Origin of the sequence: Rhizobium sp. T1470 (assembly GCF_042140505.1) — a bacterium.
Lineage (GTDB): Bacteria > Pseudomonadota > Alphaproteobacteria > Rhizobiales > Rhizobiaceae > Rhizobium > Rhizobium favelukesii.
Genome location: NZ_CP148094.1, coordinates 126,842 through 151,363 on the forward strand (window position 1 = coordinate 126,842; position 24,522 = coordinate 151,363).

The 24,522-nt window shown below is 58.1% G+C and carries 18 protein-coding genes and 3 pseudogenes; 10 read left to right on the plus strand and 11 right to left on the minus strand.

The window, feature by feature from the left end; genetic code table 11:
- Window positions 1-234: 234 nt before the first annotated feature.
- Both WGT02_RS34895 and WGT02_RS34900 read right to left on the minus strand, forming a co-directional pair.
- Complete coding sequence (locus WGT02_RS34895; RefSeq protein WP_024317693.1) at window positions 235-444, minus strand: cold-shock protein; 210 nt, start codon at window positions 442-444, stop codon at window positions 235-237.
- A gap of 168 nt (window positions 445-612) precedes the next feature.
- A complete protein-coding gene (locus WGT02_RS34900) occupies window positions 613-897 on the minus strand; it encodes a LexA family transcriptional regulator (RefSeq protein ID WP_225039569.1) in 285 nt (94 codons plus the stop codon).
- Window positions 898-925: 28 nt separating this feature from the next.
- On the opposite strand from WGT02_RS34900, the gene WGT02_RS34905 reads away from it, so the two are divergent.
- Window positions 926-2,041 (plus strand): IS630 family transposase, encoded by a 1,116-nt coding sequence (locus tag WGT02_RS34905; protein WP_208245192.1) that lies wholly within the window; start codon window positions 926-928, stop codon window positions 2,039-2,041.
- Window positions 2,042-2,571: 530 nt separating this feature from the next.
- On the opposite strand, the pseudogene WGT02_RS34910 reads toward WGT02_RS34905, so the two are convergent.
- Window positions 2,572-2,796: pseudogene (locus WGT02_RS34910) on the minus strand (aminotransferase class I/II-fold pyridoxal phosphate-dependent enzyme); the annotation flags it as partial.
- Here WGT02_RS34910 and WGT02_RS34915 point away from each other — a divergent pair.
- From WGT02_RS34915 to WGT02_RS34950, 8 genes and pseudogenes are all read left to right on the plus strand, one after another.
- Window positions 2,780-3,937: pseudogene (locus tag WGT02_RS34915) on the plus strand (glycosyltransferase); the annotation flags it as partial. The pseudogenes WGT02_RS34910 and WGT02_RS34915 sit on opposite strands and share 17 nt — an antisense overlap.
- Before the next feature lie 583 nt (window positions 3,938-4,520).
- Window positions 4,521-5,458 (plus strand): annotated as a pseudogene (locus WGT02_RS34920) (MBL fold metallo-hydrolase).
- A gap of 434 nt (window positions 5,459-5,892) precedes the next feature.
- Window positions 5,893-7,050 carry an HlyD family secretion protein gene (locus tag WGT02_RS34925; protein ID WP_024318948.1) on the plus strand — a complete coding sequence of 386 codons (1,158 nt, stop codon included), beginning with the start codon at window positions 5,893-5,895 and terminating at the stop codon, window positions 7,048-7,050.
- An 84-nt stretch (window positions 7,051-7,134) separates the two neighbouring features.
- Window positions 7,135-8,754 (plus strand): MDR family MFS transporter, encoded by a 1,620-nt coding sequence (locus tag WGT02_RS34930; protein ID WP_024318949.1) that lies wholly within the window; start codon window positions 7,135-7,137, stop codon window positions 8,752-8,754.
- 24 nt (window positions 8,755-8,778) lie between these two features.
- Window positions 8,779-9,978, plus strand: coding sequence for an adenylate/guanylate cyclase domain-containing protein (locus tag WGT02_RS34935; RefSeq protein WP_208245389.1), 1,200 nt, complete (start codon window positions 8,779-8,781; stop codon window positions 9,976-9,978).
- Window positions 9,979-10,220: 242 nt separating this feature from the next.
- Window positions 10,221-11,111, plus strand: coding sequence for a LysR family transcriptional regulator (locus WGT02_RS34940; protein WP_309475155.1), 891 nt, complete (start codon window positions 10,221-10,223; stop codon window positions 11,109-11,111).
- 360 nt (window positions 11,112-11,471) lie between these two features.
- Window positions 11,472-11,882 carry a hypothetical protein gene (locus WGT02_RS34945; RefSeq protein WP_208245387.1) on the plus strand — a complete coding sequence of 137 codons (411 nt, stop codon included), beginning with the start codon at window positions 11,472-11,474 and terminating at the stop codon, window positions 11,880-11,882.
- Window positions 11,883-12,199: 317 nt separating this feature from the next.
- Entirely contained in the window at window positions 12,200-13,282 is a 1,083-nt protein-coding gene (locus WGT02_RS34950) for a hypothetical protein (RefSeq protein ID WP_208245385.1), read from the plus strand.
- Between the two features lie 829 nt (window positions 13,283-14,111).
- Here the strand turns inward: WGT02_RS34950 and WGT02_RS34955 are convergent.
- The 8 genes from WGT02_RS34955 to WGT02_RS34990 form a co-directional block, all read right to left on the minus strand.
- The gene (locus WGT02_RS34955) at window positions 14,112-15,182 is read right to left on the minus strand and encodes a lipocalin-like domain-containing protein (RefSeq protein ID WP_208245383.1); all 1,071 of its coding nucleotides are present in this window, start codon (window positions 15,180-15,182) and stop codon (window positions 14,112-14,114) included.
- Window positions 15,172-17,580, minus strand: a complete 2,409-nt coding sequence (locus tag WGT02_RS34960; RefSeq protein WP_208245381.1) for an FtsX-like permease family protein — start codon at window positions 17,578-17,580, stop codon at window positions 15,172-15,174. Before WGT02_RS34960 ends, WGT02_RS34955 begins: the two co-directional genes overlap by 11 nt.
- Window positions 17,577-18,236 carry an ABC transporter ATP-binding protein gene (locus WGT02_RS34965; protein ID WP_208245379.1) on the minus strand — a complete coding sequence of 220 codons (660 nt, stop codon included), beginning with the start codon at window positions 18,234-18,236 and terminating at the stop codon, window positions 17,577-17,579. The genes WGT02_RS34960 and WGT02_RS34965 overlap by 4 nt, the downstream gene beginning before the upstream one ends.
- Window positions 18,237-18,650: 414 nt before the next feature.
- Entirely contained in the window at window positions 18,651-19,412 is a 762-nt protein-coding gene (locus WGT02_RS34970; RefSeq protein WP_024318740.1) for an SDR family NAD(P)-dependent oxidoreductase, read from the minus strand.
- 12 nt (window positions 19,413-19,424) lie between these two features.
- Window positions 19,425-20,234, minus strand: coding sequence for an ABC transporter permease (locus WGT02_RS34975; RefSeq protein WP_208245378.1), 810 nt, complete (start codon window positions 20,232-20,234; stop codon window positions 19,425-19,427).
- Window positions 20,234-21,100 (minus strand): ABC transporter permease, encoded by an 867-nt coding sequence (locus tag WGT02_RS34980; protein WP_024318742.1) that lies wholly within the window; start codon window positions 21,098-21,100, stop codon window positions 20,234-20,236. Before WGT02_RS34980 ends, WGT02_RS34975 begins: the two co-directional genes overlap by 1 nt.
- Window positions 21,101-21,180: 80 nt before the next feature.
- Window positions 21,181-22,347: a spermidine/putrescine ABC transporter substrate-binding protein gene (locus tag WGT02_RS34985; protein ID WP_024318743.1), complete on the minus strand. Its 1,167-nt coding sequence runs from the start codon at window positions 22,345-22,347 to the stop codon at window positions 21,181-21,183.
- Between the two features lie 23 nt (window positions 22,348-22,370).
- On the minus strand, window positions 22,371-23,468 hold the full coding sequence (locus WGT02_RS34990; RefSeq protein WP_208245376.1) for an ABC transporter ATP-binding protein: 1,098 nt from the start codon (window positions 23,466-23,468) through the stop codon (window positions 22,371-22,373).
- 191 nt (window positions 23,469-23,659) lie between these two features.
- Here WGT02_RS34990 and WGT02_RS34995 point away from each other — a divergent pair, with 191 nt between their 5' ends.
- Window positions 23,660-24,475 carry a helix-turn-helix transcriptional regulator gene (locus WGT02_RS34995; protein WP_208245375.1) on the plus strand — a complete coding sequence of 272 codons (816 nt, stop codon included), beginning with the start codon at window positions 23,660-23,662 and terminating at the stop codon, window positions 24,473-24,475.
- Window positions 24,476-24,522 lie beyond the last annotated feature (47 nt).

Below are 24,522 nucleotides of genomic sequence, written 5' to 3' on the forward strand. Positions count from 1 at the left end.
AAGCACCACGATGGCGGCAAAGCAACCACCGTTCCGACCGCTGTTCAGTTGACCGGAAAAGGAACCGCTGCAATCCAAACGAAAAGAGACTGCTGGGCTTCGTATGCGAGCAACCCGACCGAGGGCATCCAGTTGCATATCTGGAGCGTGCTCGGCAAGGTACCGGCGAAACCTCATTGCCGAGGTTTCGCAGCTAGAGGCGGGTTACGTCATACTGACCAAACAGTGCACCCCCTAGACCAATTCGATATTAATAGCTTTCGGTCCCTTGCCCGTCCGATCCGGTTCCATATCGAATGAAACCTTCTGGCCATCACGAATGGCTTGAATTCCAGACGCTTGCAGCGCCGAAATGTGAACAAACACATCCTTGGCTCCTCCGTCAGGGCTGATAAACCCGAAGCCTTTGTCTGCATTGAAGAACTTTACCGTACCTGTCGCCATGAATTTTCTCTCAAAGTTAAATAGCATCTCAACATGCAACCAGTACGGTTCTTTGGCAAGTGGTGTTAGCAAAACGCTAGGTTACATAGATTATTAATAATACATGATTTGCGCTCGCTTATGTTTTGGATAGCTAGTACCGCGCCACAGAGATTATGACGGGTTGGGTTATCGTAGAATGGGCAAGTCTTCTGGTGGGATGAGAAGTTGGATGCTGCGTGCTGCGCCTGGCACGCGGGATATAAATCCTGCCTTCTCGAGGGTCAGCACCATCTGGTGAACAGACGGAGCCGTAACGGCGAAGTGGCGACGCATGTCGGCTTCGGCCGGAGGCTGTTTGAAGATGCGGCTGTAGGCGTAGATGAAGGCCAGGTACTGGCCTTGGACTTGCGTAAGGCCATGTCTTGCCGTTGCGGCTTGCGGGTCAAGTGAGGGACTCATTTTCGGATTCATCTGCGTCTCCGCGCTGAAGGAGGTGTCGATGAATATAAAGTTTCACGTAGAGCTTAGCCAATCGGAACGTGATCAACTGGCCGTTTTGTTGAGCGGGGGACGCCATGCGTCGCGCAAGATCAAGCGCGCCCAGATCCTGGTGGCGGCGGACGAAGGCTTCAGCGACGAGGTGATCGCGGCAACCTTGAACGTCAGCGGATCGACGATTTACCGGACCAAGCGCCGGTTTGTGGAAGCCAATCTGGAAGGCGCGCTCAGTGAAGAACCGCGCCCGGGTGTTGAGCGCAAGCTATCGAGCAAGGAGGAGGCGCTGTTGGTGGCGACCGCCTGCTCAAAGCCGCCGCCCGGGCGAGCCCGCTGGACCCTGGAGCTTCTGGCCGATGAGATGGTCCGACTCACCGATCATGACGAGTTGTCCTCGGAGACCGTACGTCGCCGGCTGGCTGAGAATCATCTCAAACCTTGGCGCAAAGACATGTGGTGCATCCCAAAGCTCGATGGGGAATACGTCGCGCGCATGGAGGATGTTCTCGACCTCTACGCAGAGACGCCTGATCCACAAAGGCCCGTGGTCTGCTTCGACGAGAGCCCGACCCAACTCATCGGCGAAGTGCGCGAGCCCATTGCGGCCAAGCCTGGCCAGCTTGAACGCTACGACTGCGAGTATCGCCGAAACGGCACGGTCAATCTGTTTGTCTTCATGGACGCCCACCAGCCCTGGCGCAGGGTGAAGGTCACCGATCGGCGAACCAACCAAGACTTCGCCCAGTGCATGCGCGAACTGGTCGACGTCGATTATCCCGACGCCCCGATCATCCGCGTGGTGATGGACAACCTCTCCACCCATTCCGCCGGGGCGCTTTACGACGCATTTCCAGCCCCGGAGGCTCGAAGGGTGCTGAAGCGACTGGAGTTCCACCACACGCCCAAGCACGCCAGTTGGCTCAACATGGTCGAGATCGAGATCGGTGTCCTGCGCAGCCAATGCCTCGACCGTCGTATCGACAATAAAGACACCATAATCGCCGAAGTCGCAGCCTGGGAGCAGCAACGCAACGCTAATGGCGCAAAGATCCAATGGATGTTCACAACCGAAAAAGCCCGCCAAAAGCTCCGCAAAGCTTACCCCGTCAAAGAGTCATAATCTCTGTGGCGCGGCACTAGTTGAGTATGGCTTCAGGCCTTCAGCGAAACTAATTCCTCCGTGAGGTTCAGGATACGCAACAGGCCAAGAATTGGCCAATTGGAAAAGACGAACGCAGGATGGGCGACCTTTCCTTTGTTTCGCGCCTATTCCGCCATTCTGGCGAGCACATTGGACATGTCATTCGCCAGCGACGTTATCGCGTCTTTGATCGATCTTGCATTTGCCGACGAAATCAGCTCGCACCGTCGCCAATCATCATCAATCGATCGAGCGCATTGCGGTTGCGACAGACAGCAGCTTATCTGAAGACAATTCCGGACCCCGCCGGCTCTTTCGATCACCCCAAAATCCGCGTTTTTCGGTCTCGGGGAACCAGAACGAGCGCTCGCATGGCTTGAAAAGAGAAGTTGATGACGCTGGTCGCGCGCTTCAATCGCTGAATAGGTGTTGAAAGATCCCGAGAACGAAGCGTGCCATGGGACGTAGGTCAGGTCCATTGCCCAGCCCTCATTTGCTTTAAATTTCCCTCAAAGTATCGCAACCACGGCCTTGGCGAGGTCATCGAGCCGGTCTTCCTTGAGGCCCGCGACGTTGAAGCGGGAATCGCCGACCATGTAGATCCCGAACTCGTCTCGCAGGCGGTCGACCTGCGCTTCGGTCAGGCCGAGGCGCGAGAACATGCCGCGGTGGTCGGCGATGAAGTCGAAGCGCGAGGAGTTGGACTGGCGACGGAGCGCCTCGGCAAAGGCGATCGATGAGATTGGGGGTTTCCCGACGGAATCCATCACAGAGGATCTGTTGACCACCCTTTCCATGCTCAACAAGGGTTACAAAACCCGTTACCTGAATGAGCGCCTGTCGATGGGTTTGGCCGCTGAGAATTTGACTGGCTATTTCGTACAGCGCGAGCGCTGGTGCCAGGGGGGAATTCAAACACTCTATCTCCACAACGGCCCACTGCGCGGCCCCGGTCTGTCACTTTTTCAACGCATCATGTTCCTTCCGCTGTCGTGGTTGGTGCAGTATCTGGTGCGCTTTACGATATTGATCATCCCGATCATATATCTCTGGTTCGGCTTGTTGCCGCTCTACTTCACCAATGCTGCGGACTATATCTCCAATCAGGTGCCGTTGCTGACGGCCTATTTCCTTTTGATGCTCTGGATAACACCGACGCGATATTTGCCCGTCGTATCGAGTGCAGTCGGAGCTTTTGCGACGTTTCGGATGTTGCCAACTGTCATTTCCAGTGTGGTACGTCCCTTCGGCAAACCGTTCAGGGTGACCCCGAAGGGCAGCGGCAACCATGCGATTGGATATGATGCATACAGCCTTGCCTGGATAGCGGTGTTGATATCGGCGACGGCCATCGGTCTTGTCGTCAATATCGTGCCTGAGACCTCGCATGTCGAGGCGCAGTTCTCACCGATTGCGGCTTGCTGGTCGGGCATCAACATTCTCGTTCTCGCTATCGCGTCCTTGATCTGCTTCGAGAAACCGCGGCGGCTCTTCGATGCGTTCAAACTTGATGAAGCGGTTCACGTCGACGGCGTTCCCGGCCGCATGGTCAGTCTGGCGCTCGACAAGGCAGTCGTTGCCGTGCCGCCGGAGACGCGCTTTGCATCCGCCGATGTCACGCTGTCGCTCGAGGGTTTTTCGCCTTTCAAAACGGAATTAAGGATGGTCACCCAAAGACGAAGGAGCATTGCTCGCGTAGGCGACACGGAGGCCTTTTACCTGCACCTTCATTTCGATCTTAGCGGTTCGGCCCGCGATAAGATGATCGTCAAGCTTTATACCGGACGTTACTCCCAGGACGTTCGTGACATTGACAAAGTCGCGGTCTCGATCAACCTTCTGCTTCGGACTTTCGGTCGAACCCGGACGCTTTGAGCGAGGTGTCTCCCGGCCCTGCGCATACACAAAATTTAGTGGGATCGGACAGCGGAAATGGCTGCTTAGCCCCATTAAACCTTTGCTGCCGGGAAGGCGAGGAATGACCGTGCCGATACGGCCGGCGCGCGGCGACATAGCCAGTCATCCGGATGGTCGTTCGGCTGAATCAAACGCACATGTGTGGCACGGTCAAGTCGGCTTCCCATCATGCGTCGGCACAGTCCTGGGATCTTGACGCAGGCCTGCGTTCGTTCGGCCCTAACAGTTAAAGGTGTCATCATTGGCCTGGCTATCAACGCCAAACGGGCGCTAGCCACGCCCGATTCTAGTCTTGCCCCAGCGTCTGCGGCTAGCGGCCAATCCCAAACCTAAGTTTGGATTACAGGCGTTTGAGGGGTGGTTGTAGGGTTGCTGGAGCCGCCACCAAGGAGCACTCGAAAGCGACACTTTCAGAAACATAGGTTCGAGCGCCGGATCCATGACGGTATGCGACATCAGCGTCCTGCCGGGTGGAGAGTGACAGGCTAGTCTTCACGCAAAACAGGAGCGCGTCATGTCGCAGGCAGAAACAAAACCCCGTATGAATCCGCAGCAGCCAAATAGCAGCTTGGAAAAAACCTTTCATCTCGGCAAGCCAGGAACTGGCGAGTTGGTTCCATCGCGCTACGCGCTGCGGATCGGCGAAATCGATGTCCTGGTGGTCAGCGACGGGGTGTTGCCGCTGCCAACCAAGATGTTGGGACACAATGCCGACGCCGCGGACCGGGCTGCCTGGCTGGACGACATGTTCCTGCCGCCGGACGCTTATGATTGGGCGCTGAACGTGGTCGTGGTGCGCAGCGACGAGCAGACCATACTCATCGACGCTGGGCTAGGATTGGACCCGGACCTGAACTTGCCGCGGGCCGGTCAGTTGATCAAGCGGCTGGAGGCCGCCGGCATCGATCTTGCGTCCGTGACCGACGTGGTGCTTACCCACTTGCACATGGACCACATCGGCGGGCTGCTCATCGACGGGGTGAAGGACAGCCTGCGTCCGGACCTGCGCATCCACGTGGCGGCCGCCGAAATCAAGTTCTGGGAAGCTCCCGATTTTTCTCACGTCTCCATGCCGCCGGGGTTCCCGGATGCGCTTCGGGCGGCCGCCAAGCAGTTCTCGAAGGAATACCGTGGTCAGCTACGGCTATTCGATGAGGAATACGAGGTGGCACCGGGGTAGTCGTCCATCGCACCGGCGGCCACACCCCAGGGCACAGCGTGGTCCGCCTGGCGTCCGGCGGCGAACGACTGACCTTCGCCGGCGACGCCGTGTTCGCGGTCGGGTTCGAACACCCCGACTGGTACAATGGCTTCGAACATGACCCCGAGGAGGCAGCCCGCGTCCGGGTGCGTCTCTTGCAGGAGTTGGCGGCGAACGGGGAACTGCTGGTGGCCACTCATCTGCCGTTCCCCTGCGTCGGCCATGTGGCGGTCACCGGCGATCGCTTTCGTTGGGTGCCAGTCTTCTGGGACTACTGACCGTTATTGGGTTAGGGCCGACCAGACGACTGCATGCGTTTGAACAGCTAGTCGATCGCTGCCTCACCGCCTGTATCGTCGCCGACGTAGACCTCGGTTTTCAGTACCGTTAGGAGGTCGGATCATCTCGCGCCCGCGCCGGCCCGGCTTGTGCTCCGGCCGCGCGGGTGCATCTGTTCGACATCAGCCAGCCTTTAGACGACGGCCCTTTTTATCAGCCTGGTTCGGCCGCGCGCCCAAATTCGTCCGGGCCGGTGATCAACGAAAATCAAATAGTGGCGCGCGTCCTCAGCCTCGGCCGAGCAGAAGAGATCAGAAGATTATCCACTCTGAGCGGATAATCTTTAAAGTGATAGGGGAATTATCAACCGCTGCGACATAGGGCACTTAAGACCTGAGAGATTGCTCGCGAGCGATGATCGCAGGAGATTGCAATGGTTGAACTACCCCGCAAGGAAGAATTCGAGTCCACGAATCCCGGCATAAACGGAGACGATCCCGCCGAACAGATCTCGTCCGCGCCTGTTGCCGCTCCCCGCCGGAAATCTGCCATCAAGAAGGGTGTGCTTGCCGTGGTCCTGCTAGCCGGAGGGGCGTATGGCGTCCACTTCGGGCACCACTACTGGACCGTCGGCCGGTTTATCGAGTCCACCGATAACGCCTATGTAAAGGCAGACTACACGACGGTTGCTCCGAAGGTGGCCGGCTACGTCAAGGAGGTGCTCGTTAATGACAACGACGCCGTAACCGCAGGGCAGGTTCTTGCGCGGATCGACGATCGTGACTTCCAGGCGGCACTTAACCAGGCGCGGGCTGAAGTAAAGGCTTCTGATGCCGCTATCACGAATATCGACGCGCAGATCGAACTACAAAAATCGGTCATCGGCCAGGCGCAGGCTTCGGTCGATGCATCGAATGCCTCGCTCGTCTTCGCCAAATCCGAGGCCAACAGAAACACGCGCCTGATCAGCACCGGGGCGGGCACGCAATCGCGTGCGGAACAGAGCCGGTCACTGATGGATCAGGCGACCGCCGCAGTCCAACGCGACCAGGCTGTGTTGATTGCCGCGCACGACAGGGTGCCGGTTCTAAAGAGCGAGAGCGACCAGGCGGTCGCTCAACGGGAACGAGCCGCCGCGGCCGCACAACAGGCCGAACTGAACCTCTCTTACACGAATATCGTCGCGGCGGTCGACGGAACAGTCGGCGCACGCTCGATCCGCGTTGGACAGTATGTCACCGCTGGCACGCAGTTGATGGCGGTGGTGCCCCTGCATTCAGTCTATGTCGTTGCCAACTTCAAGGAAACGCAACTCACCTACGTTCGGGCGGGGCAGCCGGTAGACATCAAGGTGGATAGCTTTCCAGGCCTCGAAGTGAAAGGGCACGTGGACAGCGTCTCGCCAGCGAGCGGCCTCGAGTTCTCCCTGCTTCCCCCGGACAATGCGACGGGCAACTTCACAAAGATCGTCCAGCGAATCCCGGTGAAGATCATCATCGATGACGAAGCCCGCGCGGCTCAGCTCCGGTCCGGAATGTCCGTAGAGCCGGAAATCAACACAAGACTCGCGCGGCTCTCGGAAGCGAAGTAACGGGCGCTGGCGGGTAACCCTCTGTCTTTTCCGATCACAGAAATACCGTGGTGAAGATTCCGCGACTGCGGAAGGAGCAATGTCATGGCTACACTTAAGCTCGTAGCGAACAACAAAGAGCCGCCGCAGGCCGCATCGTCTCAATCCGCCAAAACCGGGATGAGCCCTCTCCGAACGTGGTGCGCGGTCGTCGGATCGACCTTGGGCGCATTCATGGCCGTCCTCAATATCCAGATCGTCAACGCGTCGCTCGCAGACATTCAGGGCGCGATCGGGGCGGGCAAGGATGACGGCGGCTGGATCTCGACTTCATATCTCATTGCGGAAATCGTGGTCATCCCCCTCAGCGGCTGGCTCGCGCAGGTCTTCTCCCTCCGGAAGTATCTCCTGACCAACGCCATTTTGTTTCTGGTCTTTTCCGTTGCTTGTGCGTTCGCCACAAACCTCGAACAGATGATCGTGCTCCGTGCCATCCAGGGCTTTGCTGGTGGAGTCCTGATCCCCATGGCCTTCACGATCATCATCACGCTGCTGCCAAAGCCGAAGCAACCGATCGGACTGGCGCTCTTTGCGCTTTCGGCCACGTTCGCTCCAGCGATCGGGCCGACCATTGGCGGATACCTGACAGAGAATTACGGCTGGGAATTCATCTTCTACGTGAACCTCGTCCCCGGCTTGCTGATGGTCGCTCTGCTCTGGGCCTCACTCGACGAAGCTCCGATGAACCTGGGCTTGCTTGCCAAGGGGGACTGGCCTGGCATCGCCACTTTGGCGATCGGCCTTGCCGCCCTTCAAACGGTGCTGGAGGAGGGCAACAAGGAAGATTGGTTCGGATCCGAGTTCGTCGTCAAGCTCTCGATCGTCGCCGGAGTCTCTCTGACGCTTTTCCTGATCATCGAGTTCAAGACCGCTAACCCACTTCTGAATCTGAGGCTCCTCGCGCGCCGTAACTTCGGGTTCGGTATCTTGGCGAACACTATGCTCGGCATCGCGCTCTATGGGTCTGCGTTCGTGCTGCCGATCTATCTGGCTAGAATCCAGGGCTACAATTCCGAACAGATCGGCATGGTGCTTGCCTGGACCGGTATCCCGCAGCTTATTCTCATTCCACTCGTTCCCAAGCTGATGAAGCTGATCGATGTCCGGTTGTTGATCGCCGTGGGCTTCGCACTGTTCGCTTCCTCGAATTTCATGAACGTCCACATGACCGGAGACTATGCAGCCGACCAGCTTTTCTGGCCGAATGTCATCCGTGCCATCGGACAAGCCCTTGTCTTCGCGCCGCTCTCGGTCGTTGCGACTGCTGGCATCGAACAGGAGAATGCAGGCTCCGCATCGGCGTTGTTCAACATGATGCGCAACCTCGGTGGCGCGGTCGGGATCGCATCGCTTCAGACCTTCATATCGAAGCGTGAGCAGTTCCATTCGAACATCCTCACGAACTCGATCAGCATCTTCGAAGAAGCCACACGAAATCGCGTCGCCAAACTGACAAAGTACTTCATGAATCACGGCGTCAGCGACCAGGCCACAGCCACCCATAAAGCCATTGTCGCCATTGCATCCAGCGTGCGTAGGCAGGCCAACGTCATGGCTTTCAGCGATGCGTTCTTTCTGCTTGGCGCGGGCCTCGTCGTTGCTTTGTTCGCAACGCTTCTCCTCAAAAAGCCAAGCGGCCAGATGTCTGGCGGCGGCGCACACTGAACAGCAATTCTCAAGGAGATCACAATGAACACGATCACACGAGAACCGATTTCCCGGAGACACCGCGGGAGCGTCGGCCCCAATGTCGATCCTGGCTCCATCCTTGCCATCCTGGAATGGCTCGCCGGCGACGAGTGCCATTCGATCGACGAAGCCGGCTTGGTTGCGGGTCTGGGTCTCAGGCTACGGCAGATCGGCCTCCTTATCGACAGACTTACGCTCCATCTGATGACCCTTCATCCCGAGATCCTCGGCCGAACGGTCGCATGGGCTCCATCCGAACCCGTCGAGATCCATGACAGGGATCACGGGATCAAGGTCGAGTTCGCCTCAAGCCCACTGGTCAAGGTGATGGAGTCACGTGAGCCGATGATCGTTGATGCGGGCGACCGACAGTCTCCATGGCAGCATATCGACGTGTTTGCGGGACGGAATTTGGTCCAGCTCATGATTGCGCCGCTCTGCAACGTCGACGGACCGGTGAGTGCGGCGGGATTTGGGACGAAGCGGCCAGGCGGTTTCACGCTGTCCGAAATCCGTGTCATCGAGCGGATCCTGCCTTCGTTGCGCAATACCTGCGAAATGCGGGTCATGCGTCACGCCGAGCTGTCCTTGCTCGATACGTACATCGGGCCGATGACGGCTCAACGAATCCTCGCCGGCAAAATCCGTCAGGGCGAGATCGAGACGATGCAGGCAGCACTTCTGCTTTGCGACATGAAGGGGTTCACCGAACTCTCGAATCGCCTGCCTGACGAAAAGGTGCTGCAACTTCTCAACGCCTACTTCGATGCGGTGATCCCTGCGATCACGAGCAACGGCGGGGAAGTGCTGAAGTTCATGGGGGATGCGGCACTTGCATTCTTCCCGACATCCGACGCTGTGGTTGCGTGTCGACGCGCGTTGGCAGCAACCGCGGAGATCTTCGCCAATCTTGCTGGATTCGAACAGAACGGTGCCCGCGTCGAAGCAACAGTGGGATTGCACTATGGCAAGGTGAGCTATGGGAACATCGGCTCCGGACGGAGGCTGGATTTAACGGTCATCGGTTCGGACGTCAATCTGCTCAGCAGGATACAGACTGCCTGCGGGGGGCTCGGAAAGTCGCTTCTCATGTCGGACATGTTCCGTCGTAGCTCCGGAGCCGACAACATTCTCTCCACCAAATTTCACCGCCTGAAGGGTTTTGCCGATCCGATCGAGCTATTCACGATTGCGGAATAGAGAAGGCCTCCCTTCAACCGGTCTTGACTGCCAGCACGGAGGCCGACTGTCCGGCCTGCCCCTCGCTCAACGGGTGCGGGATCGGCAACCCATACCGTATGCGGATCAGCCGGACGTCTGTTTTGTCCGGAGACGTTAGGCATAGTTGGCGTCCAGGTGGCCGACGCTGACCAAAAGGCGTCTCTCAAGACCCTCGCGAAGCTCGGTTTCGTCCAGTGAGCGCTGCGTGATTGATCGCGTTCGTGCGCACGGTCGAAGTTGGATCGTTCAGTGCGGCTGCTCGGGATCTGAAGACATCACCCTCCGCGATTTCGAAGAGCGTCGGTGGGTTGGAAAAGCTGGTCGGATCCCGTCTTTTTCTCAGGTCGACGCGGGCCCTTATACTGACCCCCGACGGGCAGATGCTGTTCGAGCGGATCGGTCCACTGCTGCGGGAACTCGATGCATCGGACGATGGGCTATCAAGTAGCGGCGGACTAACCGGACGATTGCGATTCAGTATGCCCGTCGAAATGTCAGAGCTGTTTCTCGGGGCGATCTTCACCAAGTTTGCCGAGGAATACCCTGACCTAACGCTGGACGTCGGGTTGACAGACAGGTTCGTCGACATCATCCGGGACGATTACGATGTCGTCTTCAGGGTCGGGGAGGTCGTGCAACCCGATCTGGTTGTTCGGCATCTCGCGGATCTCGACATGGTTCTCGTTGCAGCCCCGTCGCTTCTATCGAAACGGGGCGTGCCGAGGACAATCGATGCCTTTCAGAGCATGCCCTTTGCGCGGTACTCCGTTGGCAGCCGACCGGCACACATCGCCTTTGCCGACGGGTCCAGGATCCTCCCAACCGGGCGAATAGACTGCGACAGCGGCATCGCTCTACATACGGCAGCGCGGCACGGTCTCGGAGTAGCCTTGCTCTTGCGTTGTGTGGTGGTAGACGACTTGGATTCGGGAATATTGATCGATGTGACACCTGCAGGTGCGCTCAAGCCGATGCGCTTCAGCGCTGTTCACGCGCTTGGTCGGACCGTGCCGTCACGCGTCAAACTGCTTTCCGATTTCGTAGCGCTTGAGGCTCAGAAACTCACTATTCGTGCTCAGTCACCTGGAGATGCCGCTGCGGCGAGGGATTGACGCTGCGGGCGTACCTTCCGCCCTCAGTTTCTCCCTTGTCGCGCTGCCATGTCCAGAGATAAGGACAGCGGATGGTCGAACCATTGGCCGGAGTATCAGCCATTGCGTTTCAGTCTCGTTCCGTGGAATCGGCATACTGTCGTTCTACTTCAAGGAGCGCATGTTACGATACATGCAAGTTATGATTGTTAAAATGGCATAAGCTTAATTATGGAACTGAACTGCGGTATCAAATGTGCCGATAGCCATCTAGTCGCTAACTATGCCCAATATCCGTCTATTGAGTTTATTTTCAACCTATGAGATTACAACCATTACAGATTTTTATATTTTTTTTGCTACTTTAACGCAGAGTAGGATATGGCGCTTTTCGGGCATTGGAGCAAAGCATCTCACGGTGAGGTGCAGATCGATTCTTGGCCGTTCGGCCCTTACTTACTCTTGGTCGTCTCCGTGGTCGCGGCCTACATTTCACTCGATCTTAGCGGCGATACGCTTCACAATGGCGATATCGACGATCAACTTCGCGGTCTTCTCCTTCGATTGCTCATGAGCTCGTCGGGTTGGTACGATCTCAGTTTACCGATGGTCCGCGGTCCGGAAATATACATCTCTCCATGGTCGCGCCTGGTCGACGCACCTTATGCATCCATCGCATTCGGCCGACAGTATTTTCTCGGGCAAGAGCAAGCGATCAATATCGCGTTCAAAATATGGCCGCCGATCTTGGGTGCCATCTTTAGCATCTTGATCGTCAGTGTATTGAAGTGACTTTATCCCTCGAAAGCGGATCTTCCAGTCAAAACACTGCTGGGGCTGCTGATTGTCATGCCATATGCCTTTTGGGAGTTCAGTCCGGGTCGGATCGACCATCATAACCTGCAGATCGTCCTACTGTTACTTGTCATATATGGCATAAGTCGCTTCGACATGGTCGGTGGAGCCACTGTTGGCATGGGCGTGTCGGTTTCGACGGCTGTCGGACTTGAGACGCTACCGACTTCTGCCCTGACTTTGATAGCGCTCAGTTGTACGTGGGTGTTCGGCGTTCGCGGCAGTCGGACAATGCTGGGTTCGACGGGGATCGCTTGCTTGGTCATGCCGCCAATTTTAATGCTCGTCCTAATCCCACCCCTCACTACTGGGCAATGTCTGCCGACGCCTTTTCGATGCCCTACATACAGGCACTGTCGGGATTTGGCTTAGTATCGGTTTTGGTCTCCATAGGTCTGGGAGAACGCTATAATTGGACGGTGCGCGGAATCCTTCTCCTATTTCTCGGCGCAGCCGTTCTTACTTGTATCCTCTTGCAGTATCCCCTGACGGCTTCTGGTCCGTTCTCCATGATAACCGGCCCAAGCCGTCTGTACTGGTTCGACCGGATCCAGCAGGAAATGTCGTCTTTACAATTCTTTCGCAGCCACGATCACATCGCCATCGCGCTGCTGGCGACCATGAGCTTGATGCTCGTCTTTGCAGCCCCCTCCGCGCGCCGGTATATCAGCGAAGGACGGCCGCAACTACCAATCATCTACCTGCTTGCCTGTGGACTGCTTCTTGTAGTCTTTTTGTCGAACCGCTTTTTGAGAATTTCGGTCGGCGTCGTTCCATTGCTTATGCCGCTCGCCATTAGAGAGCTGGTCTTGGGCTGGCGATCCTTATCCGAAAACGGGTCGAAGGTCTTGGCAGTCATCGGCTGCTTTGCGTCCCTGCTTCTCGCGTTGATTGTTCTTACTCCGAAGCGTCCGGAGGCCCGCGAAAACTACGACGCATTCGACTATCTCTTGTGGAATTCCTGTGAACACGACGATCTCACCACCATCAGTTTGCTTGGACGGTCGAAGATCATGACTCCGCCCGCCCTAGGTCTCCATATCATTGTCAACGGACCAGGAAACGTCAGCGTATCAAGTATCCCGTTCCACCGCGCAGCCCCTGCAATTAGGCGATTCCTAAGGACATTCATGACTTCGGATGGCTCGGAGCAGACCGAGCTTCTGGCAGATTTCGACTATCTCGCCATTTGCCGGACACCAATGGGATTACCGGGTGAGGGTCAGCTGCCGCTACTGCCGCGCTTATTGGCAGGCGAAGAGGTCGAAGGATTGGAACCGATCAGTCCGGCTCGTCCTACGGATCTGATGCTTTTCCGAATAAATCGTCCCTACTGAAACCTAAACGAACCAGTTCAAGCTCGAGTTGGTCGCGTGCCGCGTTTGACCCAGCGGAGGGTAATCTTGTTCTTCTGCCCGATCGGCGCTTCATCCTGAAACCAGATTTCGATCACCTTGCCTTTGGCCGGTCCGTCGGCGATTTTTTCTCCGAGGTGCCGATTACGATGAAGCCGGCCGTTTGTTCCGAGACGATTGCGCCCCCCGGATCCCGGGATCATCTCGCCCCCATCAGGCTGGGGTCCTGCTGGCTGTAGTTGTGTCAGTTGATCGCGGCCGCGCGTCCAGATTTGCGGTGCTGATTTCGCCGCAAGCTTTCCCCGGATAGATCGATGCGGTGGGCGTTGTGAACGAGGCGATCGGGAAGTAAGCCTCACGACGACGCACAAAGTATTTGTTGATGTGCACGGATTCTGCTTGGAACGACATAAAGCGACTATAGTTCTCCTGGCAACGTTGCTTCAAAAAAGTCTTAGGCACCCTATGTCACTTCAACTCCGCCCTAACCTGCCGCCATTTCTTCAAGACGAGAACGGTCACATCCCGATGGCAGACGAGACGACGAATTGGCTCGTCATCGTGACGCGGGAGGCTCTGGAAGGAGTAGCTTCGCCACCAGACGCATCTGAGGAACGACTACTCGAATACGTTGACACGTTTGGCCAGGTTGCGACGTACAAGCTGGAGCATGGTCGTGCCGGAAAAGAGGAAACGATTTGGGTGCAAATGGAAGATGTCGCGGAGTGGAGAAGTGCTCGGTCCGGTCAGTGACTTCAGCCCGAGCCGGGACGCCGCCGAACCCAAAGCCATGAAATTCGTCGCGTTCAGTTCAGTAGCCCGTCATTTCAAGATAGCCGACACCTGATGTTGTCCCCGTGAAGGCAATCGGTCCCTCCCAATACGGCGTGGAGGTTGTCATCCAGGCTTGGTCGTTCAAAGGTTGAGTGATGATATCGACCGACTTGCCCGGAATTCTGATGCGCCATGCAACCGGCATCTGACGCCCGTTCACCGTTGCTCGTCGTACCGGTTCCATTAGAAGCGCCGCGCCCAAAAGAGGTGTGGTCCGCCCATCGGCGCTAATCCAGTTAGCTGAGATGTAACCATCCTGGTCATCCCGGAGCCGAAATGCCATCACTTTGTCGCCGGTATCCAAGTGCAACGAGAACCAGTCCCAACCTGTCTGGTTGGCCGCGAGCGGCTGCGAAGACCACTCCCGGTCGAGCCAAGCCTTCCCGCTGACCTTGATATCTGCCCCATCAATCTTGAGCGCACCCGAAACCTGATAGAAGGGCTGCGAATAATAATAGCTTGACTGACCGTTCTCAGATTTCACGGAGAACCCATGATCTCCTTGCAACACCAGCGGACCGGTTGCCGTCAGGTTCAGCCTGAAGCTAAAATCCGGTCCGTCAGCGTTCAGCTCGATATTCGCGAGCGCCTCGCGATCCACATTTTGACTGCCCTTCATCTGCCAAGTGTCGATCCACGCTTGGAATGGCAAAGCCACTACGTTTGCCTGTCCGACGCCTCCACGGCCAAGTCGTTCCCCTACGTATTGATGGTTCTCGGTGGTGACCGCCGCGTGACCGATCCAAATTTGTGGGTCCGCGAACCCTGGGCGATCGCCCGGCGCCATGGCAGATCGAAAGAGCGTCCACTGCGCTCCATACTGCTTCCCATCCTCGCCAACGAGATTTGCGGTCACATACCACCATTCAATCCGGTAGTCGGGATGAGCTCCGTGATCGGTGGGAAACGATAGAGCAACGCCTTCTTGAGGTACGGCAAAGCCTTCCGCGTCCGACCCAAGTCCAGCAAAACCCTGCGGATAAGCGCTCCCGGCTGGACAGATCATCGATAATGCCACCAGAGCGGAGGCCAGGCACCTAGCGTTCATCAGCGAAAATCCTGAGCAAATCGGCCGGGTTGATTGAGGCTAGGCGTCTGACGGGCACCAGAACCGAAAGGAGCGCAGCCAAAAGGGCGATCGCGCCCAACCACAGCCAGTCGAGCGGGAAGATCGTCATCGGCAGCCGCCATCCGAAAGCCTCGACATTCACGATTGCAAGCAGCACCCATGCGAGTGCCAGACCTACAGGGATCGAGGCGACAAACGTTGCAAGCCAAAGGGCCAGTGTGCGCAAAACTTCGAACAGTGCGAGATCACGCCGCCGCACGCCCATGGCCCAGACCGGAGCAAGCTGGGGAAGCCGAATGCCGGAAAGCGTCAGCAGGCTCGAGAACATGGCGAACCCAGCAACGGCGAGAGTGAGAACATTCAACGCGCCTGTCACTTTAAACGTCTGCTCGAAGATGGACCTCGACTGCTGTTTGAGGGCAGCCTGATCGACAATGCTCATCTCAAGCAATCCAAATTTATCGACCAACTGGCGCTTGAGGTCCTGGGCCTGCGAAGGCGGTACACGAATTCCGTACCGAAGCTTTGAAACATCGGGGTAGTGTTCGACAAGCGAATTAAGCCCGACGATGATTTGTCCTATCGGATTGCCGTAGTCCGAATAGATCCCGACGACTATCGCGTTCCATCCGCCGGGCATGGTGATGGTCTGCCCGGGCTGAGCGGCGCCGCGCCGCCAGATCTGTTCATTGATCAAAACGCCCTGCCCCGCCGCGACCTTGTCCCAAGCGTCATTGTCCGCGACGATCAGTGGCCAATGTTCCCTGTAAGTCGGATCATCGGCAACCCCGTAGATCTGCAGCTCTTCACCAAGAACCTCGCCTTCGACACTCCAAATCGGTAAGACCGCAGTCGCATGTTGCGGAAGCCATTCCCGCAGCCGCCTGGCCTCATCTTCATCCTTGGCGGTGACGTAAAGCTCCGCAGCCAAGCGTTGATCCAGCCACCCGTTAAAGGTCAGCCGAAAGCTTGAGACCATTGTTCCGACACCGATATTTGCTGACAACGCCAAAAGAAGCGCCATCAGGGCAAGCGACAGGCCCGGCAGTTGCAGGCGCGTATCGGCCCAAAACCATCGAGCGATGGCACTGCGTGATGCCCGTTCTGCGCCAAGAAGAGCAATTGTAAGAAGACCCGGCAGCATCAGAGCCGTGCCGAGCAATAAGCAACCGAGGACCGCAAAGCCCATCATAAGCCCCGATCCCACAGCGGCGACCATTGCCGCCAATCCGAGAAGTATGCTTGCTGTTATAGCCTGGTAAACGAGCCCTATAACGGATGCCCTCGCCCACGCCCTTGGCTGGGCGGCCGCCAAAATCGGCAACCTCCAGACCCTCCACAAACTTTGAGCCGATGACACGGCCGTGCCGCCAAGGGCGATTGCCAGTCCTGCCAGCCACCATTCCGGCCGCAGCGAAAGAGAGCCAGAGATGTTCGCGCCGTATAGGCCTCTGAGCGTAGCAGCCACGCCCGGCATGAGCGCTGAAGCGATGAAGTAGCCAATGACGACCCCGATCATCCCGGACGAAAACGCCAGTATCGCAAGCTCTGTCACGAGCATCAACGTCAAAGCACGCAGAGAGATGCCGAGGGATCGAAGCGTCCGAAATGTCCCGCGTCTTTGCTCGAACGAAAGGCCGGTGGCCGAATAGACGATGAATAGCCCGACAATGAAGGATAAAAATCCAAACGCCGTCAGGTTGAGATGAAAGCTGTCAGTGAGGCGGGCTACATCGGGATGATCCTGGTTTTCACGGAGCGTAACCTCGGGCGCAATCCTGTCGAGCGGAGCCAATCCCGCCGGCTGATTTGGAGCAACTACCAAACGGCTCAACTTGCCATGTGCGTCCAGCAATCTGTCGGCCACCGCGATATCGGAAAAAGCCGCACCATCGGGTGTCTTCTCCGAAATCTTGAGATCCATATCTGTGGCGCCGCGCAGCTTTTCGGCCGTTCTCGCCGAGACGACAAGCTGGCCCTTCCCCGAGACGAAGCCAAACAAGTCAGAACCACTAGTGATCGGAAAAGCCTGCGCCTCGCTTGGCATGGTCAGCAGGTCGATGCCGATTAGCCGTATACGCAAGTTTCCAAACCTGTGACTTCCCTCGATCACAGGAGAGACGTTCCATCCTCCCCGGCGCAGCCTTGCGTAGATCTCAACAGGAATGCTGCCGCCGTCCCTCGCCACAATCTGTCGGAGAGCTCCTTGCTCCAAAACAGATGCCGCCCGGACATAGCTCGCCCTAGCTTCCGCATTGATTGCCTGAACGCCTGACCAAAGCGCGGTCGCAAGAGCAATCCCCAGGATCAAGGTTAGAAACTGGAGAGGTCTCCGTCGCCAGTGTGAGAGGAGTGCTGCGAAAGCGGCCAGCCTCATTCACTGATCCTTCCACCATGGAGGACGACCTTTCGATCCAACCGATCAGCGAGACGAGACGAGTGCGTTACCAGAAGAAGAGCTGATCCGGCATTTCGTGCGAGCGAAAGCATCAGATCGAGGACCGCATCACCGGTGGCTTCGTCCAGGTTTCCGGTCGGCTCGTCCGCGAGAACCAGAGGCGGCCGCGCCGCCAAGATTCTACCGATTGCGACCCGTTGCTGCTGGCCGCCGGATAATTGCTCGGGATAGCGGCCAAGATAACTTTCCAACCCAAGCCCTTCGATCAGCTGTCTTTCCCATGCGGCATCGTATCTGTCAGCAAGTTTGGCATGAAATGAAAGGTTTGTGGCAACACTTAGTGAGGGGATGAGGTTGAACTGCTGGAACACGAGGCCTACATCCGATCGGCGATATCTTGCCCTTTCGCTCTCTCCAAACTGTCCTAGGTCCCGCCCATTCATAAAGATCGACCCTGCGTCGGGCTGGTCTAGCCCACCTGCCAAATGGAGAAGTGTGCTCTTTCCACTGCCCGACTCTCCCGTGAGCGCCACGCTTTCGCCTGCTGCGACACTGAGATCGACACCCTTCAGGATTTCGATTATGCCCTCGGCGGTCGAATATGACTTTCTGATGCCGGATAGTGATAGGATCATACTGCTCTCTGGCACGGGTGCGAAGATGACATGTCAGCTGACCTAAGGAGGCACGACGTCACGGCAAGGTCCAAACTCTCAGACCACGAAAATCTGATGTAGACACGGCGAATTTCCGCTATTCGTCACCGCGCCAGCCTTTGCGCCGCGAGAGCCAACCAGATCGTGGCGTTGCTTCCGCGGTGGTCTTACGAAAAGCTCGCTGAAGGACGCGGAGGTAGAATGCACCTTTCATTGCAGTGTCAGGCAATCGCGCAACATTGTTCAGCCCGAGGCGCGCATGGCAGTCGGTTCTAATTATCGCCCAACCCCCGAAGCAGGATCATCGATCGCCACTATGCTGCAACTGCAAAGTAGGCTGTTGACCTTACACGTCTTCAACGACGCTCTTTGCGCAAACGAGACTGACCAAATTCAGACAATGGTCTCCCCGCCGTCGACGACGAGGATTTGCCCGGTGATGTAGGACGAGCGGTCCGAGACAAGGAAGAGAATGGGCTCGGCGATCTCGGAGACGTTCGCCCAGCGCCCGAGCGGCACTTTCTCGGCGATGTAGGCCTCGATCGCGCCGCGCCCGCCCATCTGGGCGATGAACGGTTCGTTGAACGGCGTATCGACCCAGCCCGGGCAGAGCGCGTTGACGCGGACGCCGTATTTGGCGTAGTCGCCGGCCATTTGCCGGGTCATTGCAATGACGGCATGTTTCGTCGTCGTGTAGGCGATCATCTCGCGATCGTAGAGCACGCCTGATGAGGAGGAGGTGTTGAGGATGACGCCGCGACCGGCTTTCTTCATCAGCGGCATGACGAAGCGCGCCGCCATAAAATGCGCCCGAACATTCAGGCTCCACGATCTGTCGAACCCGGCGACCGCTACCTGTTCGAGATCGCCCGCCACCTGGGCGCCGGCGTGATTGTGGAGGATGTCGATGCGGCCGTGACGTTCGGCGACCGAGGCGATGCCGGCTTTGAGTGCTGCGTCGTTGGTGACGTCGAGAACGAGGCTTTCGGCCTTGCCGCCGGCGGCTTGGATCCGACCGACGGTTTCGGCGGCATTGTCGGCGCTCAGATCAGTCACCACGACGAACGCGCCTTCCCCGGCCATGAGCAACGCGCCGGCCTGGCCGATGCCCGATCCGGCTCCGGTGACGATCGCGACGCGATTTTCAAGAATCATGGTGTTTCCCGTTCAGTTTGTTGTTTTTTCGCGCATCAGGAAGCGCGCGATGAGGATCAGTCCCAGCGATGCGATGAGCACCATGGTGGCGATGGCGTTGATCTCCGGCGTCACGCCACGGCGGATCGAGGCAAAGACGTAGATCGGCAACGTCGTATTCGATCCCGCCACGAAGAACGCGATGATGAAATCGTCGAAGGAGAAGGTGAAAGCGAGCAGGAAACCCGCCAGGATCGACGGCAGGATTTGTGGCAGCACGATTTGGCGGAAGGTCGTCAGCGGCGTTGCGTAAAGATCACTCGACGCTTCGACGATATCGCGCCCGAGGCTGGCGATACGCGCTTTCACGATCATCGTCACCAGCGCCATGGTGAAAAGTCCGTGGGCGGCGGTGATAGAACCGTAGCCGAGTGACAGCTTCGGCGGTTGCTCGCCGGGCCAGATCGCCGCCAGCAGCGGATTGATGAAGCCGAAGACTTCAACGAGAGCGACGAGCGTGGCGATGCCGATCACAACACCCGGAACGACGATTGCCGCGGCAAACAGGCCATCGAACACGGCCCGCGTCCTGGCGCCGAGCCGCTCCATGCCCAGCGCAGCCATGGTGCCGAAGATGGCCGCGAGTGCAGCGCTGGTAAGCGCGATTACGAGGCTGTTGCGAAGAGCTTCCATGAGGAAGGTGTTGGACAGCGCCTTGCCGTACCATTGCGTGGAAAAGCCTGTGAAATCCGAGGCATTGCGGCCCGCATTGAACGAGAACAGCACCACCAGCGCAATCGGCGTGTAGAGAAAGAGATAGACTGCCGTAACAAGCCCACGCATCAGACAAGATCCACCTGGCGGGTGCCCGCGACGCGCCACGCAATGCGCATGGCGACGAGAAGCACGATAACGACGACGACAACGAGGGTGACGGCGATCGCGGAGCCGAACGGCCAGTTGCGCGATTGCAGGAAGAGGTCGACCAGCGCGTTGCCGATGAAGAAAACCTTGCCGCCGCCCAGCAGCTGCGGGATCAGGTACTCGCCGAGCAGCAGGATGGTGACCAGCGCCACGCCCGTCATCACACCCGGCAGCGACAGCGGCAGCGTTATGCCGAAGAAGGTCGAGAGTGGCTTGGCGCCGAGGTCGGCAGAGGCTTCCAGCAATCGGCGATCCAGCTTCTCCAGGCTGACATAGATCGGCATGATCATCAGCGGCAGATAGCCATAGACGATGCCGAGGAGAACTGCGCCCGGCGTGTTCAGAAGGCGCACGTTCTCGATACCGACAAACTCCAGCAGATGCGGGATGCCGCGCGCACCGAGAATATACATCCAGGCATAGGTGCGAACGAGCAGACTGGTCCAGAACGGCACCACCACAAGAGACACCAGCAATAGCCGATGCTGCGGACTTGCCTTCACCGCCAGATAATAGGCGACCGGATAGGCCACCAACAAGCAGACAAAGGCCCCGATCGGGGCAAGCACCAGCGTATTCTTGAAAGCCGCCGCACGTGATCCGAGATTGGCGAATTGGGCAAAGGTAAATGCCGCCTGATAACCGCCCTCCGGTGCCCGCTCGCCAAAGGCGAAGACAACGATGGCGATGAACGGCAAGACCAGGAACACGAACAGCCATGCGCTTGCCGGCGCGACGAGCGCGACAGTGATCAGTCGCTTTCTGGTGTCCGGTGACACGGCCATTCTGAACGTTCGCTGTTTGAAGTCCACGAGGCGGCTTGCCTCTTCCCGTACCCGGGGAGAGGCATTGCATGAAGGCAGGGTCACGCCGACTTGAACCGCGCCATCAGCTCGGCACGACCCGGATCGGTCAGGGTTACGGCGGCGCCGAATTCCAGCGGCGTCAGTGACGCTTCATCCGGATAGACAATCTTGTTCGAGGTGACCTCCTTCGGCAGCAATGAAATGACGCGGCTGTCGGTGGCCGGCGCGCCGTTGGCGATGTGCTCCTTCGCCGCGTTCGCAGGATCCATCAGGTAGTTGAGAAGGGCGTAGCCGGCCGCCTTGTTCGGAGCGTCCTTCGGGATCGCGTAGTAGTCGGTCCAGATTTCGCCGCCGTCTGCCCCAAGCACGTAGGCAAGCTCAGGCATGTCGCGGTTGAGCTGCGCGCCGTCATTCGTCCAGCACATCGTCATCCACGCGTCCGTGGCGCGCATGCCCGGCTGATAGTCGGAGTTGATGGCGAAGAGATGCGGCTTCACCTTGATCAGCAGCTCTTCTGCCTTCGCCAGTTCCTCCGGCTTGATCGAATTGAAACCGTAGCCCAGCGAAACCAGCGCGCTGCCGATTGTGGTCAGCTGATAATCATGCACCATGGCGCGGCCGTCGGCTTCGGTCTGGACAATCTCGAAGAAGTCCTTCCAGCTCGAAAGCTTCGTCTTGATCTTCGAAGTATTGACGGAAAAGCCGGTCGTGCCCCAGTTCTTCGGCACGGCATAGGTCTTGCCGTCGATCTGGCCTTCCTTGGTGAAGCGCGGGTTTTCAGTCGACCGGCTGAAATTCGGAATCTTTGAAAGATCCAGCTCTTCGATCAGGCCGAGCTTTTGGTGGGTTGAAATCGTGTAGTTGGTCGGCACGAACAGCGACCAGCCGGAAGCACCCGCCTGCAGCTTTGCCAGCATTTCCTCGTTCGACCCGAAAACGTTGACTTCGACGGCAACGCCCGTTGCCGCCTTGAAGTTCTCGAAGGTCGCCGGGTCGTGATAGTTCGGCCAGGTCGCAATCGACATCTGCGTACCAAGTTCGCCGGCGGCGTAGGCCGATGTCGACAGCGCGCCGGGAAAGCGCGACATCACGGCGGTCGCAAGACCGAGGCCGGTGACGCCGAGGAAGTGACGGCGGCTGACGGAGCCGCGCTTCAGGCGCATGAACTCGTCCATGAAGCCTTCGGCGGAAATGGGGAGGTTATCCTTATAGTCGTCCTTGCTCATGATGCTGTTCCCTTGTTTTGATTTTATGCTGCACTTGATGCTGGAAAGACGTGGGCTGCGAGTGGATCGAAACCGAGGAAAACCGCCTCGCCCGGCTCGACCAGGTCGCTCTCGTTCATGTTGCGCCGGTCGGCCGTGACCAGGAAGTCGCCGAGCCGCGGAACCGTCACCGCATATTCCGCAGAAGAACCGAGGAAGATGCGATGGGTGACCGTGCCCTTGAAGCTGGCAAAGCCGGGCGCCTGCGCCCGTGTCAGGCGGATAAATTCCGGGCGGATCGCGACGATCATTTCGCCGGGCGAAACAACCCGGCTCCGGGCAGCGATAGCCGAGCCGTCAGCAAGACGCAGCGTCGTGCCGTCCGCCTCCATCGTTGCCTTCACCCGATTGGTCTTGCCGACGAAATCGGCCACGAACAGGTCGGCTGGGCGATCATAGACCTCCTGCGGTGAGCCTAGCTGGCGAATGCGCCCTGCGCTCATCACGCAGACGATATCTGCCATCGAGAGCGCTTCCTCCTGATCATGGGTGACCAGAACAAAGGTAATGCCGAGTTCACGTTGCAATGTCTGTAGTTCGATCTGCATGGCCGAGCGCAGCTTCTTGTCGAGCGCGGCTAACGGCTCATCGAGCAGCAGCACCGACGGACGGTTGACGATCGCGCGCGCCAGCGCCACCCGCTGCTGCTGACCGCCGGACATCTCGTGTATGCGGCGCTTGGCGAAGCCGCCGAGCCGCACCATTTCAAGCGCCTCGGTGACGCGCCGGTCGATTTCCGCCGCCCCAAGCTTGGGCCGCATCTGCTTCAGACCATAGGCAACGTTGTGCCGGACGTCGAAATGCGGAAACAGTGCATAGTGCTGGAAGACCATGTTCACCGGGCGTCGGTAGGCGGGGACGCCGTTCATCTCGCGCCCGTCGATCAGCACGGTGCCTTCGCTTGGCTGCTCGAAGCCCCCGATCATGCGCAGGCAAGTGGTCTTGCCGCAGCCGGAAGGACCGAGCAACGCCAGAAAGGCGCCCTTCGGCACATTGAGGTTGATGTCCGTTACGGCGGTCACAGCGCCATAGTTCTTTGTGACCGAACGGAATTCGATATCGTTCGTCGAAGCGGATGCCACGTCTGTTCCCTGCGGTTGGTTTGGATTGGACAGTCTAGCGCTGCCTTTTGCCACCGTCGTTAAGGAAAGACCAAGCTCGCCCTTCCCTCACGGTATATACCCCGAGAGAGGTATTTTAGCCATCAGGCCTTCGTGGAAGGTATATACACGGGGAGCACATATTTTCTTTGCATTCGATCGGGAGAGCGACAATGAGCACTGACCTGGAGGCGTTATTTCAGGCCTTCAACGCCACAGTGGGCCGGCTCGCCATGAGCGATGCGGAATTCGGCGAGACCTTTCGACAGATGATGGCGGCGCTCGTGCGCTTCGACTACGTCGTTGTTTTCGCCTATCGCGGTAAGGAGCGGCCGATCGATCTCTACAGCACCTTCGACCCGAAGGAGCACATCATTTTTGTGACGCTCTATCAGGCCGGACCGTACCTGCTCGACCCGTTCTACCACACTGCCCACGAGCGCCGCGCAGGCGTGTTTCGCATGCGGGAACTTGCACCCGACAGGTTCTTTTCAAGCGAGTACTATCGTACCTACTACGTCCAGACGGGGCTGGCGGAGGAAATCGGCTTCTTTGTCACTGCCGATGACGACATCACTATTGTTCTCTCGCTGATGCGCCGGGAAAAGACCGGACCCTTCCCGTCTTCGGACTTCGCTCTCTTGAAGAAAGCGGAACCGCTGATCGCAAGCATGGTCCGGCATTACTGGGCAGGGCTTGGATCCCGCTTCGATGCGCAACTGCATTCACGAGGTGGCGGTGGCCGCAGGCGCAAAGCTGGTGAAGGGTCCCTGCAGCCCGCCGAAGCCGTGTGGCGCGATCTTAATCTCACCAGCCGCGAGACCGCGATTGTCGACCTTGTCCTACAAGGACACTCTTCCGAGGCGATCGGCCTGAGGCTCGCCATCTCGACCGGCACCGTCAAGGTCCATCGCCGCAACGTCTACCGAAAGCTCGGAATATCATCACAGACGCAATTGCTTGCCATATACCTTAGAAATCTTTCCTGAGGCGCGGGGGGATCCAACGCGTTGGTTCCGGTGCAAACGTGTCTGTT

What these genes read in the sequence shown, in the direction of transcription:
- WGT02_RS34895 (WP_024317693.1), bottom strand. Translation starts at nt 444, where the DNA reads ATGGCGACAGGTACGGTAAAGTTCTTCAATGCAGACAAAGGCTTCGGG.
- WGT02_RS34900 (WP_225039569.1), bottom strand. Translation starts at nt 897, where the DNA reads ATGAATCCGAAAATGAGTCCCTCACTTGACCCGCAAGCCGCAACGGCA.
- WGT02_RS34905 (WP_208245192.1), top strand. Translation starts at nt 926, where the DNA reads ATGAATATAAAGTTTCACGTAGAGCTTAGCCAATCGGAACGTGATCAA.
- WGT02_RS34925 (WP_024318948.1), top strand. Translation starts at nt 5,893, where the DNA reads ATGGTTGAACTACCCCGCAAGGAAGAATTCGAGTCCACGAATCCCGGC.
- WGT02_RS34930 (WP_024318949.1), top strand. Translation starts at nt 7,135, where the DNA reads ATGGCTACACTTAAGCTCGTAGCGAACAACAAAGAGCCGCCGCAGGCC.
- WGT02_RS34935 (WP_208245389.1), top strand. Translation starts at nt 8,779, where the DNA reads ATGAACACGATCACACGAGAACCGATTTCCCGGAGACACCGCGGGAGC.
- WGT02_RS34945 (WP_208245387.1), top strand. Translation starts at nt 11,472, where the DNA reads ATGGCGCTTTTCGGGCATTGGAGCAAAGCATCTCACGGTGAGGTGCAG.
- WGT02_RS34955 (WP_208245383.1), bottom strand. Translation starts at nt 15,182, where the DNA reads ATGAACGCTAGGTGCCTGGCCTCCGCTCTGGTGGCATTATCGATGATC.
- WGT02_RS34960 (WP_208245381.1), bottom strand. Translation starts at nt 17,580, where the DNA reads ATGAGGCTGGCCGCTTTCGCAGCACTCCTCTCACACTGGCGACGGAGA.
- WGT02_RS34965 (WP_208245379.1), bottom strand. Translation starts at nt 18,236, where the DNA reads ATGATCCTATCACTATCCGGCATCAGAAAGTCATATTCGACCGCCGAG.
- WGT02_RS34970 (WP_024318740.1), bottom strand. Translation starts at nt 19,412, where the DNA reads ATGATTCTTGAAAATCGCGTCGCGATCGTCACCGGAGCCGGATCGGGC.
- WGT02_RS34975 (WP_208245378.1), bottom strand. Translation starts at nt 20,234, where the DNA reads ATGCGTGGGCTTGTTACGGCAGTCTATCTCTTTCTCTACACGCCGATT.
- WGT02_RS34980 (WP_024318742.1), bottom strand. Translation starts at nt 21,100, where the DNA reads ATGGCCGTGTCACCGGACACCAGAAAGCGACTGATCACTGTCGCGCTC.
- WGT02_RS34985 (WP_024318743.1), bottom strand. Translation starts at nt 22,347, where the DNA reads ATGAGCAAGGACGACTATAAGGATAACCTCCCCATTTCCGCCGAAGGC.
- WGT02_RS34995 (WP_208245375.1), top strand. Translation starts at nt 23,660, where the DNA reads ATGAGCACTGACCTGGAGGCGTTATTTCAGGCCTTCAACGCCACAGTG.